We start from the raw sequence: 13214 nt of genomic DNA, 5'->3' as shown, positions 1-13214 counted from the left end.
GGCGGAGGACACGGGTCTGCCGCGGCCCCCATCCACGGGCCGGATTGCGGGGCATCCGGCACCCAGGCAATGTGATCCATCCATGCCGTCAGCACATCTTTCCGTCGCCGCCATCCTGTGTGTGGCCGCGAGCCTTGCCATGCCCGTCTGCGCGGGGGCGGACGAGTTGCCCCATCGTGACGATCTCAGCCCGCGCGACCGGGCCAGGGTGGCGAAGGTCACCGCGAAGCCGGACGACTTCTCCGCCCCGGAGGCCTTCGAGGCGATGCCCGGCGGCGCGACCACCTATCTCAAGCGCATCAACGTCAACGCCTTTTCCTTTCCCTCCACCAACCTCTCCTTCGAGGAGCAGCAGCGTTTCGCGCTCGGCAACGGCCTGTTCCGCAAGCTCTGGGTGTCGTCTCCGTCCTCGACCAATGCCTCGGATGGTCTCGGCCCGCTGTTCAACGCCCGCTCCTGCCAGGGCTGCCACCTGAAGGACGGGCGCGGCCATCCGCCGCGCGAGGGCGAGGAGCCGGTGGCGCTGTTCCTGCGCCTGTCGGTGCCGGGGGAGCCCGAGGCCGGCAAGCTGCTGCGCCCGGAGCCGACCTATGGCGGCCAGTTCCAGAACTACGCGGTGCCTGGCCTGCGCGCCGAGGGGCGGCTGGACATCTCCTACACGGAAAAGCCGGTGACGCTCGGCGACGGCACGGTGGTGACCCTGCGCGTGCCGCACTATCGGATGACCGACCTCGGCTATGGCCCGATGGCGCCGGACGTTCTGACCTCGCCGCGCGTGGCGCCGCAGATGATCGGTCTCGGTCTGCTGGAGGCGATCCACCCGGCCGACATTCTCGCCAATGCCGATCCGGACGATCTCGACGGCGACGGCATTTCCGGCCGCCCGAGCTGGCTTCCCGATGCCGCGACCGGAGGCAAGGTGCTCGGCCGTTTCGGCTGGAAGGCGGAGGAGCCCACCGTGCGGGCGCAGTCGGCCGGAGCCTTTAATGGCGACATCGGCATTTCGACGCCGGACGCTCCCGATCCCTATGGCGACTGCACCGCCGCCCAGACGGAGTGCCGGTCGATGCCGACCGGGGAACAGGCCAATCTGGGGCCGACGGAAGCCCCGGACCCGATTCTGGAACTGGTCGACTTCTACGCGCGCAACCTGGCCGTGCCACACCGCCGCGATGTCGACGACCCGCAGGTGCTGGCCGGCAAGGCGCTGTTCCATGCGCTGGGCTGCGCAAGCTGCCATCGGCCGAAATATGTGACCTCCCGCAAGGCGGAGATCGAAGCCCACCGCTTCCAGTTGATCTGGCCCTATACGGACATGCTGCTGCATGACATGGGGGAGGGGCTGGCGGATAACCGGCCGCTTGCCAATGCCACCGGCCGGGAATGGCGCACGCCGCCGCTTTGGGGTATCGGACTGACGGAGGTGGTCTCCGGCCAGGAGAGCTATCTGCATGACGGGCGGGCGCGCACGCTGGAAGAGGCGATCCTCTGGCATGGCGGCGAGGGGCAGGCGGCGCGCGACGGCTATGCGGCGCTGGAGCGCGAGGACCGGGAGGCACTGCTGCGCTTCCTCAAGTCTCTTTAAGCGGGCAGCGGCCGGCCAGGGCCGGTGATGAGGACGGGAGCGTGACGATGACGGGCGCGACTTGCGAAACGGCGATGCGGGACATGGGGGCCGATGCCGGCAGGCGGCTTGCCGCTCGCGGGCGGGGGGTGCTGCTGTCGGCGGTTCTGTCCGGCCTGGTGGCGCTGGCGGGAGTGTCCGCGCTCCCGCGTTCGGCTGCGGCGGATCTCGACTATTCCCGTTTCTGGCCTGCGGCCCTTGCCGGCTTTGCCGTCCCGGCGAGCGACGCGCTGGTGCAGACGATGCCGGCTCTGGCGACCGCTATCGAGATCGCCTGTACGGGCGGCTCCCCCGAACCGTTCGAGGAGGCCTTTACCCAGGCCGTCGGGGCGGCGGCGCGGCTCACCGTCCTGCGGGCCGGGGCCCTTGCCGACGACAATCGCCTGGAGCGCATCGCCTTCATTCCGGACGGGCGCGGCGTCGTGCGGCGGCAGGTGACGCGCCTTATTGCCGAGCGCGATCCGACGGCGCTCGACGCCGCGCGCCTGCGCGAGAAGAGCGTCGCGCTGCAGGGGCTGACGGCGCTGGAATGGGTGGCCTTCGACAAGGACGGCAAGATCGTGCTGGCCGATCGCGGCGAGGAAGGGGCCTATCGCTGTGCCTATGCGGCAAGCCTTTCCGAGCGGCTCGGCGCGACCGCCCGCGAGCTGCGGGCGGCGTTCGAAACGCCCTCCGGCCAGACCGCGTTGCTGCTCGCTCCCGGTCCGGACAACGCCCTGGCGCGGACCCACAAGGAGGCGGCCGGCTTCGTCTTCAACGCGGTGATGACCTCGCTGGAGCTGATCCGCGATCAGATGCTGGTGCCGATGGTCGGCGAGCAGGGCTCGGCTGCCGGTGCGGCGCGGGTGCCGTTTTCCCGCTCGCGCAATGGCGCAGCCTATCTGGCGGGGGCGATCGACGGTCTGTTCCGGGCCGTGGCGGCTGCGGGCTATGCCGATGGCGCGGCCGAAACCGTGTGGATCGGCAATGCCCTGCGCTTCGAGCGCGACAATGCGTCGAAGGCGCTGGCGGCGCTGCCCGCCGACCTGGAGGCGGCGCTGGCCGACGAGACGGCGCGCGGCCGGCTCGCCTATGTTCTGACCGTGCTGACCGGCCTGCGCACCATGCTGTCCGGGGAGCTCGCCGGTCATCTGGACTTTCGCGGAGGCTTCAATGCTCTGGACGGCGATTGACAGGCGCTCCCTGCTGGTCGGCGGCGGGGCGGCGCTGGCCGCCCTTGCCTTCGGACACCGACCGGGGCGGGCGGGCGAGCCTGTTCCGTCCGAGGACCCGCTGTTCGCCGCCGCCCGGCGCGGGGCGGATGGCCGCCACAGCATCGTCGTCACCGGGCTCGACGGCACCGATCGGCAGGTGATCCCGCTGCCCGGCCGGGGCCACGATATCGCGGTCTGTCCCGCGAGCGGACGCTGCCTTGCCTTCGCCCGCCGTCCGGGCACTTTCGCGGTCCTGTTCGATGCGGCGGGCACGCGCCCGCCTGTGGTCTTCGAGGCAGTGCCGGGCCGGCATTTCTATGGCCATGGCGCCTTTTCGCCCGATGGCCGGCTCGCCTATGCGACGGAGAACGACTATCTCGCCAATCGCGGCGTGATCGGCGTCTATGATGTCAGCGGCACGCGGCCGCAGCGGGTCGGCGAGTTCTGGTCCGGCGGCATCGGCCCGCACGACATCCTGCCGCTGCCCGACGGGCGCAGCCTCGTCGTTGCCAATGGCGGCATCGAGACCCATCCCGATACCGGGCGCCGCAAGCTCAACCTCGAGACGATGTGCCCCAACGTCACCGTGATCGACCGCGACAGCGGCACGGTGCGCGGCGTCGCCGACCTGCCTCCCGGCCTGCACAAGCTGTCGCTGCGCCACATGGCGGTGACCGGGGCCGGCAAGGTCTGGATCGGGGCGCAATATGAAGGCGGTCTTGAGGAAACGCCGCCGCTGATGGCCTCCCTCGACCTGGGGGACGGCCGCCTGCGCCTGCATGATGTGCCGGATGCCCTGCGCGGCCGCCTCGCCAACTATATCGGCTCGCTCGCCATGAGCCGGGACAGCGAGGTGGTCGCCGCGTCCTGCCCGCGTGCCGGCCTTGTGTTGTATTTTTCCGCGCGTGATGGCGCGTTCCTGTCCAGCCAGCAGCGCGCCGATGCCTGCGGCCTTGCGGAACTGGATCGCGACGGCTTCCTGATTTCGGACGGGCAGGGCGGCCTCAGCGAGAGCGGCGACCGCGCCGGTGCGCCGACGCTGCTGGCCTCCCTCGCCGGCACGTCCTGGGACAATCACATGGTGGCGATCGATCCGGCCTGACGGCCCGGAACCTGCTGCGTCAGACCGTATCGCTGAAGTCGATTTCGGCCATCAGGTCGCCGGCAAGGGTCTCCAGCGCCGCCGAGAGGTCGCCGGCGGCAAGGTCCACCGGCAGCACCACGTCCACCTGCGCGCGGAACATGCGTTCGCCGCTCATCGAGCCGGCGGAAACCTCCGTCTCCAGCGCGGTGATGCTGACGCCCTTGGCCGCCAGCACGGCGGCCAGCGCATGCACGATCCCCGGATGGTCCTGGCAGATGACGGTCATCCGGGCCGCCTGGCCATGGGTTTCGCGGCTGGTTTCGCTGCGCTTCAGCGTCGTGGCGATGCCCGCGGCGGACAAGCCGGCGAGCGCCTGTTCCAGCGCCTCGATCCGCTCCTGCGGCACTTCGACCCGGACAATGCCGGCGAACGTGCCGGCAAGCCGTGCCATGGAACTCTCGATCCAGTTGCCGCCATGGGCGGCGATGACGTCTGACAGCCGTTCGACAAGGCCTGGACGATCATCGGCGATCGCCGTCAGAACCAGCGAGATCATGGACATGGGCGTAAGCCTCCCGGATGTTTTCCGGCAGGCTAGACCATAGCGCGAACAATGGAAACCGGTACGCGCGTGCTCAGGGCGCGGGTCGTGCCTGCGTCCGGGGGGCGCCGAAGACCGCCGCCGCCAGCCGCGCCATGATCCGCGACAGACGGCCATAGATCCGCAGCGGCAGGCGCGCCACCGGCGGCACCACGTCGTGGCAGAAAGCGATCTTGCGGACATAGCCATGCACCTGCCATTCGAACCAGGTGAAGGCGGGGAAATAGGCGGTGTCGCCGGCCGTCAGCTTGCGCACCTCGCCGTCCGGTCCGGTCACCGTGACCGCTCCTTCGAGAATATAGACCGCCTCGTCGCAGCCGAAATACCAGTTGAAGCGGCCCCCCGTGCAGTCCCAGACCGACAGGGTGGCATAGCGGTCCTCTCCGCGCGCGATCTGGACGGCACGCGCCTGCGGATCGCCGTCCAGCACCCAGCCCGGATTGATCGGCGCGGGCGGCAGGTCCAGCCCGTCCAGCCGCGCCAGCGTCAGGCCGGCCGGCGTACGGTCGGCCGTGGCCATGGCAGCTCCAAGCGCACTGGCGGACGCGATGTCGGTCATGGTCGGTCGTCTCCCCCTCTGGTGGTGCCCTCCGCTGTATCACCAAGCGGTGAAGAACCGGTTTCCGGCACGGCGCCGGGTTCCGCCGCCTTGCCGACAGCGGCTGCCGTATTTGGCCCTTGCGGGGGGCGCAAGGCTCCACTAGCGTGCCCGGCCAATGACGGCGTCCCTGGAGGGACTGAAAGCGAGTCCGGTGGCGACCGACCCACATCGGGGGTCCAGTCCGGAGCTGTCCGAACGGTATGCGGTCCGGCGCGGCACATGGTCGTGCGGGAGCCCTGTCCTGTATCCGGCCGCTTTGCTCTCTCCCGGTGCCGCCGCGCCGGACCCGTCCGGCTTGCCATGCGGGCGTGTGGCCAAGAGGGAGCTTTTGAGATGAAACCGGAATTTGTCTTCGCCGCCGTTTTGGCCGAGCGTCCCCTGCGTTGCGACCGGGGAGAGGCATGATGGCCGATGCGATGACTGCGACGGGCGAGAAGCTGGGCCTGATGATCTGCGGCCATGGCAGCCGCAACCGCGGCGCGGTGCGCGAATTCGCCCAGCTCGCCGAGCGGCTGAAGGCCCGCTTTCCCGGCTGGCCGGTGGAATACGGCTATCTCGAATTCGCCAATCCGGTGATCAAGGACGGTCTCGACCGGCTGCGCGAGCAGGGTTGCACCCGCATCCTTGCCGTGCCGGGCATGCTGTTTGCCGCCGGCCATGCCAAGAACGACATCCCGTCCGTTCTCAACACCTATCAGGCGCAGCATGACGGCGTGACGATCACCTATGGGCGGGAACTTGCCGTCGACACCAGGATGATCCGCGCCGCCGGTGACCGCATCCGCGAGGCGCTGGAAAAGGCCGGCAGCGATGTGCCGCTGCACGAGACCCTGCTGATGGTCGTGGGGCGCGGCGCCTCCGATCCCGACGCCAATTCCAATGTCTCCAAGGTCACCCGCATGCTGTGGGAGGGCTTCGGCTTCGGCTGGGCCGAAACGTGCTATTCCGGCGTCACCTTCCCGCTCGTCGAGCCCGGCCTCGAGCATGCGGCGAAGCTCGGCTATCGCCGCGTCGTCGTCTTCCCGTATTTCCTGTTCTCCGGCGTTCTCGTCAGCCGCATCTACAACACCGCCGACGAGGTGGCGGAGCGCCATCCGGACATCGAGTTCGTCAAGGCCGGCTATCTCAACGACCATCCCCAGGTCATCGACACGATGGCCGACCGGGTCACCGAGATCCTGCAGGGCGCCAACCTGATGAACTGCCAGATGTGCAAGTATCGGGAGCAGGTGCTCGGCTTCGAGGCCGATGTCGGGCGGCCGCAGGAAAGCCACCACCACCATGTCGAGGGGCTCGGCGCCGACGCCGAGTGCAAGCTCTGCGAGGACGTGTGCACCGGCGCCTGCGAGGCGCAGGCCGCGAGCCATCACTCGCACCATCACGACCATGGCCATCACGGCCACGACCACGACCACCATCATCATGATCACGGCCATCATCATCATGACCATGACCATGATCACGGCCATCACCACCACCACGGTCACGGCCATCACCACCACCATGGTCACGGCCACGATCATGATCATCACCATCCGCCCTATCCGCATGCCGATCACCCGCTGGGGCCGAAGTCGATGAGGAAGCGGACCACATGAGGTGTGGGGCGTGAGCGACGGGCGCTACGAGTACGAGCACGATCCTGCGGAAATCTATCGCCGCTCCTTTGCCATCGTGCGCGAGGAGGCCGACCTTTCCGCCCTGCCCGAAGCGCTGCACCCGGCCGCGATCCGCATCATTCATGCCTGCGGCATGCCGGAGGTGGTGGCCGATCTTGCCTGGCGCGGCGATGTCGCGGCGGCGGTCGGCGAGGCGCTTGCTGCCGGTGCGCCGGTCTTTGCCGATGTGCGCATGGTCTGCGAGGGGGTGATCCGCGCCCGCCTGCCGGCCTGCAACGACCTCGTCTGCACGCTCAACGAGCCGCCCGTGCCCGGCCTTGCCCGCCGTCTCGGCACCACCCGTTCGGCCGCGGCCGTCGACCTGTGGCGCGACCGGCTGGAGGGCGCCGTCGTCGTCGTCGGCAACGCCCCGACCGCGCTGTTTCATCTGCTGGAGCGGATCGGCGAGGGCTTTCCGCGCCCGGCCGCGATCCTCGGCTTCCCGGTCGGCTTCGTCGGCGCGGCGGAATCGAAGGAGGCGCTGCTGGAAAGCCCGCTCGATATTCCCTGCCTGGTGCTGCGCGGCCGGCGCGGCGGCTCGGCCATCGCCGCTGCCGCACTCAACGCGCTGGCCGCCGGCGTGCCGGAGGAGGGGACCGCGTGAGCGACAAGGACACGGCCCGGCCCGCCCCCTGGCTGACGGTGATCGGCCTCGGCGAGGATGGTATCGACGGGCTGTCCCCGATTGCCCGGCAAGCTCTGCTGGAGGCTAAACGCGTCTTCGGCGGCGCCCGCCATGGCGACCTCGTCGCCCCGCTCGGGATCAAGGTCGAGACCTGGCCGAGCCCGTTCCACAAGGGGCTGGACGCGCTGCTGGCCGCGCGCGGCAAACCCGTCGCGGTGCTGGCGAGCGGCGACCCCATGTGGTTCGGCATCGGCTCGACGCTTGCGCGCTCCATGCCGGTGGAGGAAATGCTGGTGCTACCGGCGCCCTCGTCCCTGTCGCTTGCCGCCGCGCGGCTCGGCTGGCCCTTGCAGGAGGTGGAAATCCTGTCGCTGCACGGCCGCCCGCTCGATCTCTTGCGCGCAGTCCTTTATCCCGGCGCCAGGCTCCTCTGCCTGACGTCCGGTGCCAGCGCTGCGGAAGAGATCGCCGATCTGCTCGTCGACGAGGGCTATGGCGCCAGCCGGCTGACCGTGCTGGAGCATCTCGGCGGACCGGCCGAGCGGTGTCTCTCGGGCAGCGCCGAAGGCTGGCGCGGTGAGGTCGCCGCCCTCAATGTCGTGGCGCTTGAGGCGGTCGCGGTGCGCGACACGCCGCTGCGCCCGCGCCTTCCCGGCCTGCCGGACGATGCCTTCCGCCATGACGGCAAGATCACCAAGCGGGAGGTCCGCGCGGTCACGCTCGCCCGCCTTGCGCCCATGCCCGGCGCGCTGTTGTGGGATATCGGCGCGGGCTCGGGCGCGGTCGCCATCGAATGGCTGCGCGCCGCTCCCCGCAGCCGCGCCATCGCACTGGAGCCGGACGATACCCGCCGCGCCACCGCACGGGCCAATGCGGCGGCCCTCGGCGTGCCGCATCTCGACCTTCGCCCCGATGCCGCTCCGCAAGGCCTCGACGGCTTGCCGGCGCCCGACGCGATCTTTCTCGGCGGCGGCCTCACCGCGCCCGGTACGCTGGAGGCGGCGCTCGCAGCGCTGCGGCCCGGCGGCCGGCTGGTCGCCAATGCGGTGACGCTGGAAAGCGAGGCGATCCTTCTTGCCGCCCATGCCCGCCATGGCGGCGAGCTGGTGCGCATCGCCGTGTCGCGCGCCGGTGCCGTCGGCGGCATGACCGGATGGCGCCCGCTGATGCCGGTGACCCAGTGGAGCCTGATCGTCCCATGACTGCTGGAACCCTTTACGGCGTCGGCCTTGGCCCCGGCGATCCGGACCTGATGACGGTGAAGGCGCACCGACTGATCTCGGCCGCGCAGGTCGTTGCCTATCCGGCGCCCGACGATGGCGAGAGCTTTGCCCGCTCCATCGCCGCGGCAATCATCCCGCCGTCCGCCCGCGAGATCCCGATTGTCGTGCCGATGCGCGTGGCGCGCTTCCCGGCACAGGCCGTCTACACCCGCGCGGCCGAGGAGATCGGCGAAGTCCTCGCCTCCGGCACGGATGTGGTGACGCTGTGCGAGGGCGACCCGTTCTTCTACGGCTCCTTCATGTATCTGTTCGAGCGGCTGTCGCGGCGCTTTCCCTGCGAGATCGTGCCGGGTGTCACCTCGCTCACCGCCTGCGCCGCCCGCCTTGCCCGGCCGCTCACCGCGCGCAACGATGTCCTCACCGTCATTCCCGGACCGCTGCCGGACGAGGAGATCGCCGCGCGGATCGAGGCGGCCGGCGCCATCGCCATCATGAAGGTCGGGCGCCACCTGCCGCGCCTGCGCCGGTTGATCGAGGGGCTGGGCCTCATCGATCATGCAGGCTATGTGGAGCGGGCGACGCTTCGGGCAGAAAAGGCGATGCCTCTTGCCGAGGTGACGGACGCCGCCGCCCCCTATTTCTCGATGATCCTGATCTACAAGGGAGACGAAGCGTGGATGCTACCGCCGCAATCCTCGTCCTGACGCCGGCGGCGGAGCCTGTCGCGCGCCGCATCGCGGCCGCGCTTCCGGGCGCCATGCTGCATGGGCTCGCCCACCGGGTGCCCGGTCTCGACGTGTCCTTCGCCGAGACGCTGAACCATATCCGCGCGCTCTATCAGGCCGGCACCCCCATCGTCGGCGTCTGCGCTTCCGGCATCCTGATCCGCGCGCTGGCTGCCGTGATCGAGGACAAGCGCTCCGAGCCGCCGGTTCTCGCCGTCTCGGAGGACGGGGCCAGCGTCGTGCCGTTGCTCGGCGGCCATCGCGGCGCCAATTCGCTCGCCCGCCAGGTGGCGGAGGCGCTGGGCGGCCATGCGGCGGTGACGACGCAGGGCGACACGGCGCTGGGCGTTGCGCTCGATTCGCCGCCCAAGGGCTGGTGGCTCGCCAATCCGCAGGATGCCAAGGGCGTCATGGCCCGCCTGCTGGCCGGCGAGCCCGTCCGTCTCACGGGCGAGGCCCCCTGGATCACCCGCTCGCGCCTGCCGCTGGCGGACACGGCGGAAATGGAAATCGTCGCCAGCGTCGAGGCCATCGCGCCCGGTGCCGACCGGCTCGTCTATCACCCGCGCCGCCTCGTCGTCGGCGTCGGCTGTGCGCGGGGCTGCCCGGCGGAGGAACTCGCCTCGCTGGTGCGTGAGGCGCTAAGCAGTGCCGGCCTTGCCGAAGGGGCGGTGTCGCTTGTCGCGACCCTCGATCTCAAGGCGGACGAGGCCGCGGTCAACGCGCTCGCCGGCCAGCTCGGCGTGCCGCTGCGCGTCTTTCCCGCCGCCCGGCTGGAGCAGGAGACACCGCGCCTTGCCAACCCGTCGGACGTCGTCTTCGCCGAGGTCGGCTGCCACGGCGTGGCGGAGGGCGCGGCGCTGGCCGCCACCGGGGCGGACGGCACGCTGCTCATCGAGAAGCGCAAGACCGCCAATGCCACCGTCGCCGTCGCCCTTGCGCCGGAGCCGGTCCACCCGGCCGAGGTCGGCCGCCCGCGTGGCCGTCTTGCGGTGATCGGCATCGGCCCCGGCCGCGACGACTGGCGCACGCCGGAAGCCTCGCACCTGCTCGCCGATGCCGACGAGGCGGTCGGTTATTCGCTCTATCTCGACATCGTCGCGCCGCTGATCCAGGGCAAGCCGCGTCATGCCTTCCCGCTCGGCGCGGAGGAGGAGCGCGTCCGCTTCGCGCTGGAGCGGGCCGGCGAGGGGCGTTCGGTGGCGCTGGTGTCGTCTGGCGATGCCGGCATCTATGCCATGGGCGCGCTGGTCTACGAACTGCTGCACCGCGACACCACTGAGGGCGGCGTCTCGGATGCGGCAAAACGCGTCGAGGTGGTCAACGCCCCCGGCATCTCGGCGCTGCAGGCAGCGTCCGCGCGCATCGGCGCGGTGCTCGGCCATGACTTCTGCACCATCTCCCTGTCGGACCTCCTGACCCCATGGCAGGCGATCGAGCAGCGGCTCAGGGCCGCCGCCGCCGGCGATTTCGTCATCGCCTTCTACAATCCCGTGTCGAAGCGTCGCCGCACCCAGTTGGCCGAGGCACGCGAGATCCTGCTCGCCGCCCGCCCGGCCGATACGCCGGTGGTGCTCGGCTACAATCTCGGTCGCGAGGGCGAGACGCTGACCGTGACGACGCTCGGCGAGCTCCGCGTCGACGATGTCGACATGCTGACCACCGTGCTGGTCGGCTCGTCCGCCTCGCGCGCCGTCATGACCGGCTCGGGCCGGCCCTTCGTCTACACCCCCCGCGGCTACGCCAAGCGCATCGAGGAAAAGCTGTGACCGTCCACTTCATCGGCGCCGGGCCCGGCGATCCCGACCTCATCACCGTTCGCGGGCTGAAGCTGATCGCGGCTTGCCCCGTCTGTCTCTATGCCGGTTCGCTGGTGCCCGAGGCCATCGTGGCGGCCGCGCCCGAGGGCGCGCGTGTGATCGACACCGCGCCGATGACGCTCGACGAGATCATGGCGGAGATCGAGGCGGCGCATGCGCGCGGCGAGGACGTGGCCCGCGTCCATTCCGGCGACCCTTCGCTCTATGGCGCGATTGCCGAGCAGATCCGCCGGCTGAAGGAGAAGGACATTCCCTTCGACGTGACGCCCGGCGTGCCGGCCTTTGCCGCCGCCGCCGCCGCGCTCGGCCAGGAACTCACCGTGCCGGAGATCGCCCAGACGGTGATCCTCACCCGCACGACCATGAAATCCTCCGACATGCCGAAGGGCGAGGACCTGGAAACGCTCGGCAGGAGCGGCGCGACGCTGGCGATCCACCTCTCGATCCGGAACCTGCGCGAGATCGAGCGCCAGCTCGTTCCGCTCTATGGTGCCGACTGCCCGGTCGTCGTCGCCTACCGGGTCGGCTGGCCGGACCAGAGCTTCATCCACGGCACGCTCACCGACATTCGCGACAAGGTGCGCGAGGCGAAGATCACCCGCACCGCGCTGATCTTCGTCGGCCGGGCCCTGCAGCCGGCCGCTGACTTCCGCGACAGCGCGCTCTATCACGCCGATCACGTCCATGTGCTGCGGCCGAAAAAGAAAAAGGCGAAAGCCGCAGTGCCGTCCGCCTGACCGGGCGTCACGCCGTCAGGCGCGATCGATCAGGTGAATGAACGAACCCGAGACGCGGCCGACGCGCAGGCCGACATCGCCGACCAGCGCTCCAAGCGCATCCCGTGCCTGAAACAGCCGCTCCGCCTGGCCTTCCTGCACGATGGTCGCGTAGTGGAATTCGTGCCCCGCAAGCTGCCCCTGCCACGGCGCGCCGGCAAAGGCGAAGAGCCGCCGATAGCCGAGCTGGCGCCTGCGCGTTGCAAAGCTCGTCTCCAGCGGCAGCAGGCCCAGCATCGGGTGGCGCGTGCCGTCAGTGTCCGTCAACTCGTCGCCCAGCACCATGTAGCCGCCGCATTCGCCATAGATCAGCGCGCCGCGCGCCGCCGCCGCATGCATGCCGGCCCTGAAGCTGCCGGCCGCCGCGATCCGGCCGGCATGCAGCTCCGGATAGCCGCCGGGCAGATAGACCGCGTCGCACTGCGCATCCGGCGCCTCGTCGGCGAGCGGCGAGAAGAACGAGAGCTCGGCGCCCTGCGCCTGCCAGCCTGTCAGGAGATGCGGATAGGCAAAGGCGAAGGCGATATCGCGGGCAATCGCGACGCGCTGGCCGGGCGGCGGCAGCGTTGCCGCCGCGCCGCTGCGGGTCAGCGGAAGCGCCAGCGCGCGGATCGCGTCCAGATCGCAGCTCCCGGCGATGCGGCCTGCCGCGTGATCGAGAAACGCGGCAAGATCGCCATGCTCGCCCGCCTGCACCAGCCCGAGATGGCGTTCCGGCAGGTCGAGCCCGGCATCGCGCGGCACCGCGCCGAGCACCGGCATGCCGATGCCGGCAAGCGCTGCGCGCAGCATCTCGGCGTGGCGGGGACTGCCGACCCGGTTGAGGATCACGCCGGCGAGGTCGATATCCGCGCGGTGGTCGCGAAAGCCCCGCACCAGCGCGGCGACCGACTGCGACTGCTTTCCCGCATCGACCACCAGAACCACCGGCAGCCCCAGCCGTGCGGCGAGATCGGCGGTCGAGCCGCTGCCGTCGGCGGCCCCGTCGAAAAGGCCCATGACGCCTTCGACCAGCAGCAGGTCGGCGTGCTCAGCCTGGGCCGAAGCCAGCGTCTCGACGAGGTCGCTGCGCATGGCGAAGGGATCGAGATTGACGCAGGGCCGTCCGCTCGCCGCCGCATGGAAGGCGGGGTCGATATAGTCCGGCCCGGCCTTGGCGCTGGCGACGCGGATGCCGGCCTTGCGGAAGGCGGCGAGCAGGGCGAGCGTCAGGGTGGTCTTGCCGCTGCCGGAGGCCGGTGCGGCGAGGACGAGGCCGCTGCCTGCCCTGATTTCGGCGGTCAT

The 13214-nt window shown here is 70.3% G+C and carries 12 protein-coding genes; 9 read left to right on the top strand and 3 right to left on the bottom strand.

The genetic code is table 11. The features are described from left to right. Positions 1-82: 82 nt before the first annotated feature. Genes P2PM1_RS11320 through P2PM1_RS11310 form a run of 3 tightly spaced genes read left to right on the top strand, consistent with a single transcriptional unit; the run spans position 83 to position 3919 of the window. Positions 83-1585 (top strand): di-heme oxidoredictase family protein, encoded by a 1503-nt coding sequence (locus tag P2PM1_RS11320; RefSeq protein ID WP_186399137.1) that lies wholly within the window; start codon positions 83-85, stop codon positions 1583-1585. A 47-nt stretch (positions 1586-1632) separates the two neighbouring features. Further along, the gene (locus P2PM1_RS11315) at positions 1633-2796 is read left to right on the top strand and encodes an imelysin family protein (RefSeq protein ID WP_186399136.1); all 1164 of its coding nucleotides are present in this window, start codon (positions 1633-1635) and stop codon (positions 2794-2796) included. Further along, entirely contained in the window at positions 2777-3919 is a 1143-nt protein-coding gene (locus tag P2PM1_RS11310; RefSeq protein ID WP_186399135.1) for a DUF1513 domain-containing protein, read from the top strand. Before P2PM1_RS11315 ends, P2PM1_RS11310 begins: the two co-directional genes overlap by 20 nt. Positions 3920-3938: 19 nt before the next feature. Here the strand turns inward: P2PM1_RS11310 and P2PM1_RS11305 are convergent, their stop codons facing one another. Continuing rightward, positions 3939-4463 (bottom strand): glycine cleavage system protein R, encoded by a 525-nt coding sequence (locus P2PM1_RS11305; protein WP_208984448.1) that lies wholly within the window; start codon positions 4461-4463, stop codon positions 3939-3941. Positions 4464-4536: 73 nt separating this feature from the next. Next, positions 4537-5061 (bottom strand): cupin domain-containing protein, encoded by a 525-nt coding sequence (locus P2PM1_RS11300; protein ID WP_186399134.1) that lies wholly within the window; start codon positions 5059-5061, stop codon positions 4537-4539. Positions 5062-5507: 446 nt separating this feature from the next. Between P2PM1_RS11300 and P2PM1_RS11295 the strand changes: the two genes are divergently transcribed. Genes P2PM1_RS11295 through cobM form a run of 6 tightly spaced genes read left to right on the top strand, consistent with a single transcriptional unit; the run spans position 5508 to position 11891 of the window. Further along, the gene (locus P2PM1_RS11295) at positions 5508-6701 is read left to right on the top strand and encodes a sirohydrochlorin chelatase (RefSeq protein ID WP_371636648.1); all 1194 of its coding nucleotides are present in this window, start codon (positions 5508-5510) and stop codon (positions 6699-6701) included. Positions 6702-6711: 10 nt separating this feature from the next. Further along, positions 6712-7365: a precorrin-8X methylmutase gene (locus P2PM1_RS11290; protein WP_208985258.1), complete on the top strand. Its 654-nt coding sequence runs from the start codon at positions 6712-6714 to the stop codon at positions 7363-7365. Then, positions 7362-8588 (top strand): precorrin-6y C5,15-methyltransferase (decarboxylating) subunit CbiE, encoded by a 1227-nt coding sequence (cbiE, locus tag P2PM1_RS11285; protein WP_186399132.1) that lies wholly within the window; start codon positions 7362-7364, stop codon positions 8586-8588. Before P2PM1_RS11290 ends, cbiE begins: the two co-directional genes overlap by 4 nt. Further along, positions 8585-9313, top strand: coding sequence for a precorrin-2 C(20)-methyltransferase (gene cobI / locus P2PM1_RS11280; RefSeq protein WP_208985257.1), 729 nt, complete (start codon positions 8585-8587; stop codon positions 9311-9313). The genes cbiE and cobI overlap by 4 nt, the downstream gene beginning before the upstream one ends. After that, positions 9283-11103, top strand: a complete 1821-nt coding sequence (gene cobJ, locus P2PM1_RS11275; protein ID WP_244301477.1) for a precorrin-3B C(17)-methyltransferase — start codon at positions 9283-9285, stop codon at positions 11101-11103. The genes cobI and cobJ overlap by 31 nt, the downstream gene beginning before the upstream one ends. After that, positions 11100-11891 (top strand): precorrin-4 C(11)-methyltransferase, encoded by a 792-nt coding sequence (gene cobM / locus P2PM1_RS11270; RefSeq protein ID WP_186399130.1) that lies wholly within the window; start codon positions 11100-11102, stop codon positions 11889-11891. Before cobJ ends, cobM begins: the two co-directional genes overlap by 4 nt. A 15-nt stretch (positions 11892-11906) precedes the next feature. Here cobM and P2PM1_RS11265 read toward each other — a convergent pair whose 3' ends face one another. Then, entirely contained in the window at positions 11907-13214 is a 1308-nt protein-coding gene (locus P2PM1_RS11265) for a cobyrinate a,c-diamide synthase (RefSeq protein ID WP_186399129.1), read from the bottom strand.

The sequence above is a fragment of the Stappia sp. P2PMeth1 genome, assembly GCF_900185735.1.
Lineage (GTDB): Bacteria > Pseudomonadota > Alphaproteobacteria > Rhizobiales > Stappiaceae > Stappia.
The sequence above is the reverse complement of the archived record's forward strand: the minus strand, read 5'-3'. Positions and strand labels throughout refer to the sequence as shown.

Coding starts and splice junctions, on each gene's coding strand:
- P2PM1_RS11300 (WP_186399134.1), bottom strand. CDS start 5,061: ATGACCGACATCGCGTCCGCCAGTGCGCTTGGAGCTGCCATGGCCACG.
- P2PM1_RS11265 (WP_186399129.1), bottom strand. CDS start 13,214: ATGACCGCCGAAATCAGGGCAGGCAGCGGCCTCGTCCTCGCCGCACCG.
- P2PM1_RS11310 (WP_186399135.1), top strand. CDS start 2,777: ATGCTCTGGACGGCGATTGACAGGCGCTCCCTGCTGGTCGGCGGCGGG.
- P2PM1_RS11295 (WP_371636648.1), top strand. CDS start 5,508: ATGGCCGATGCGATGACTGCGACGGGCGAGAAGCTGGGCCTGATGATC.
- P2PM1_RS11315 (WP_186399136.1), top strand. CDS start 1,633: ATGACGGGCGCGACTTGCGAAACGGCGATGCGGGACATGGGGGCCGAT.
- P2PM1_RS11305 (WP_208984448.1), bottom strand. CDS start 4,463: ATGTCCATGATCTCGCTGGTTCTGACGGCGATCGCCGATGATCGTCCA.
- cobI (WP_208985257.1), top strand. CDS start 8,585: ATGACTGCTGGAACCCTTTACGGCGTCGGCCTTGGCCCCGGCGATCCG.
- P2PM1_RS11320 (WP_186399137.1), top strand. CDS start 83: ATGCCGTCAGCACATCTTTCCGTCGCCGCCATCCTGTGTGTGGCCGCG.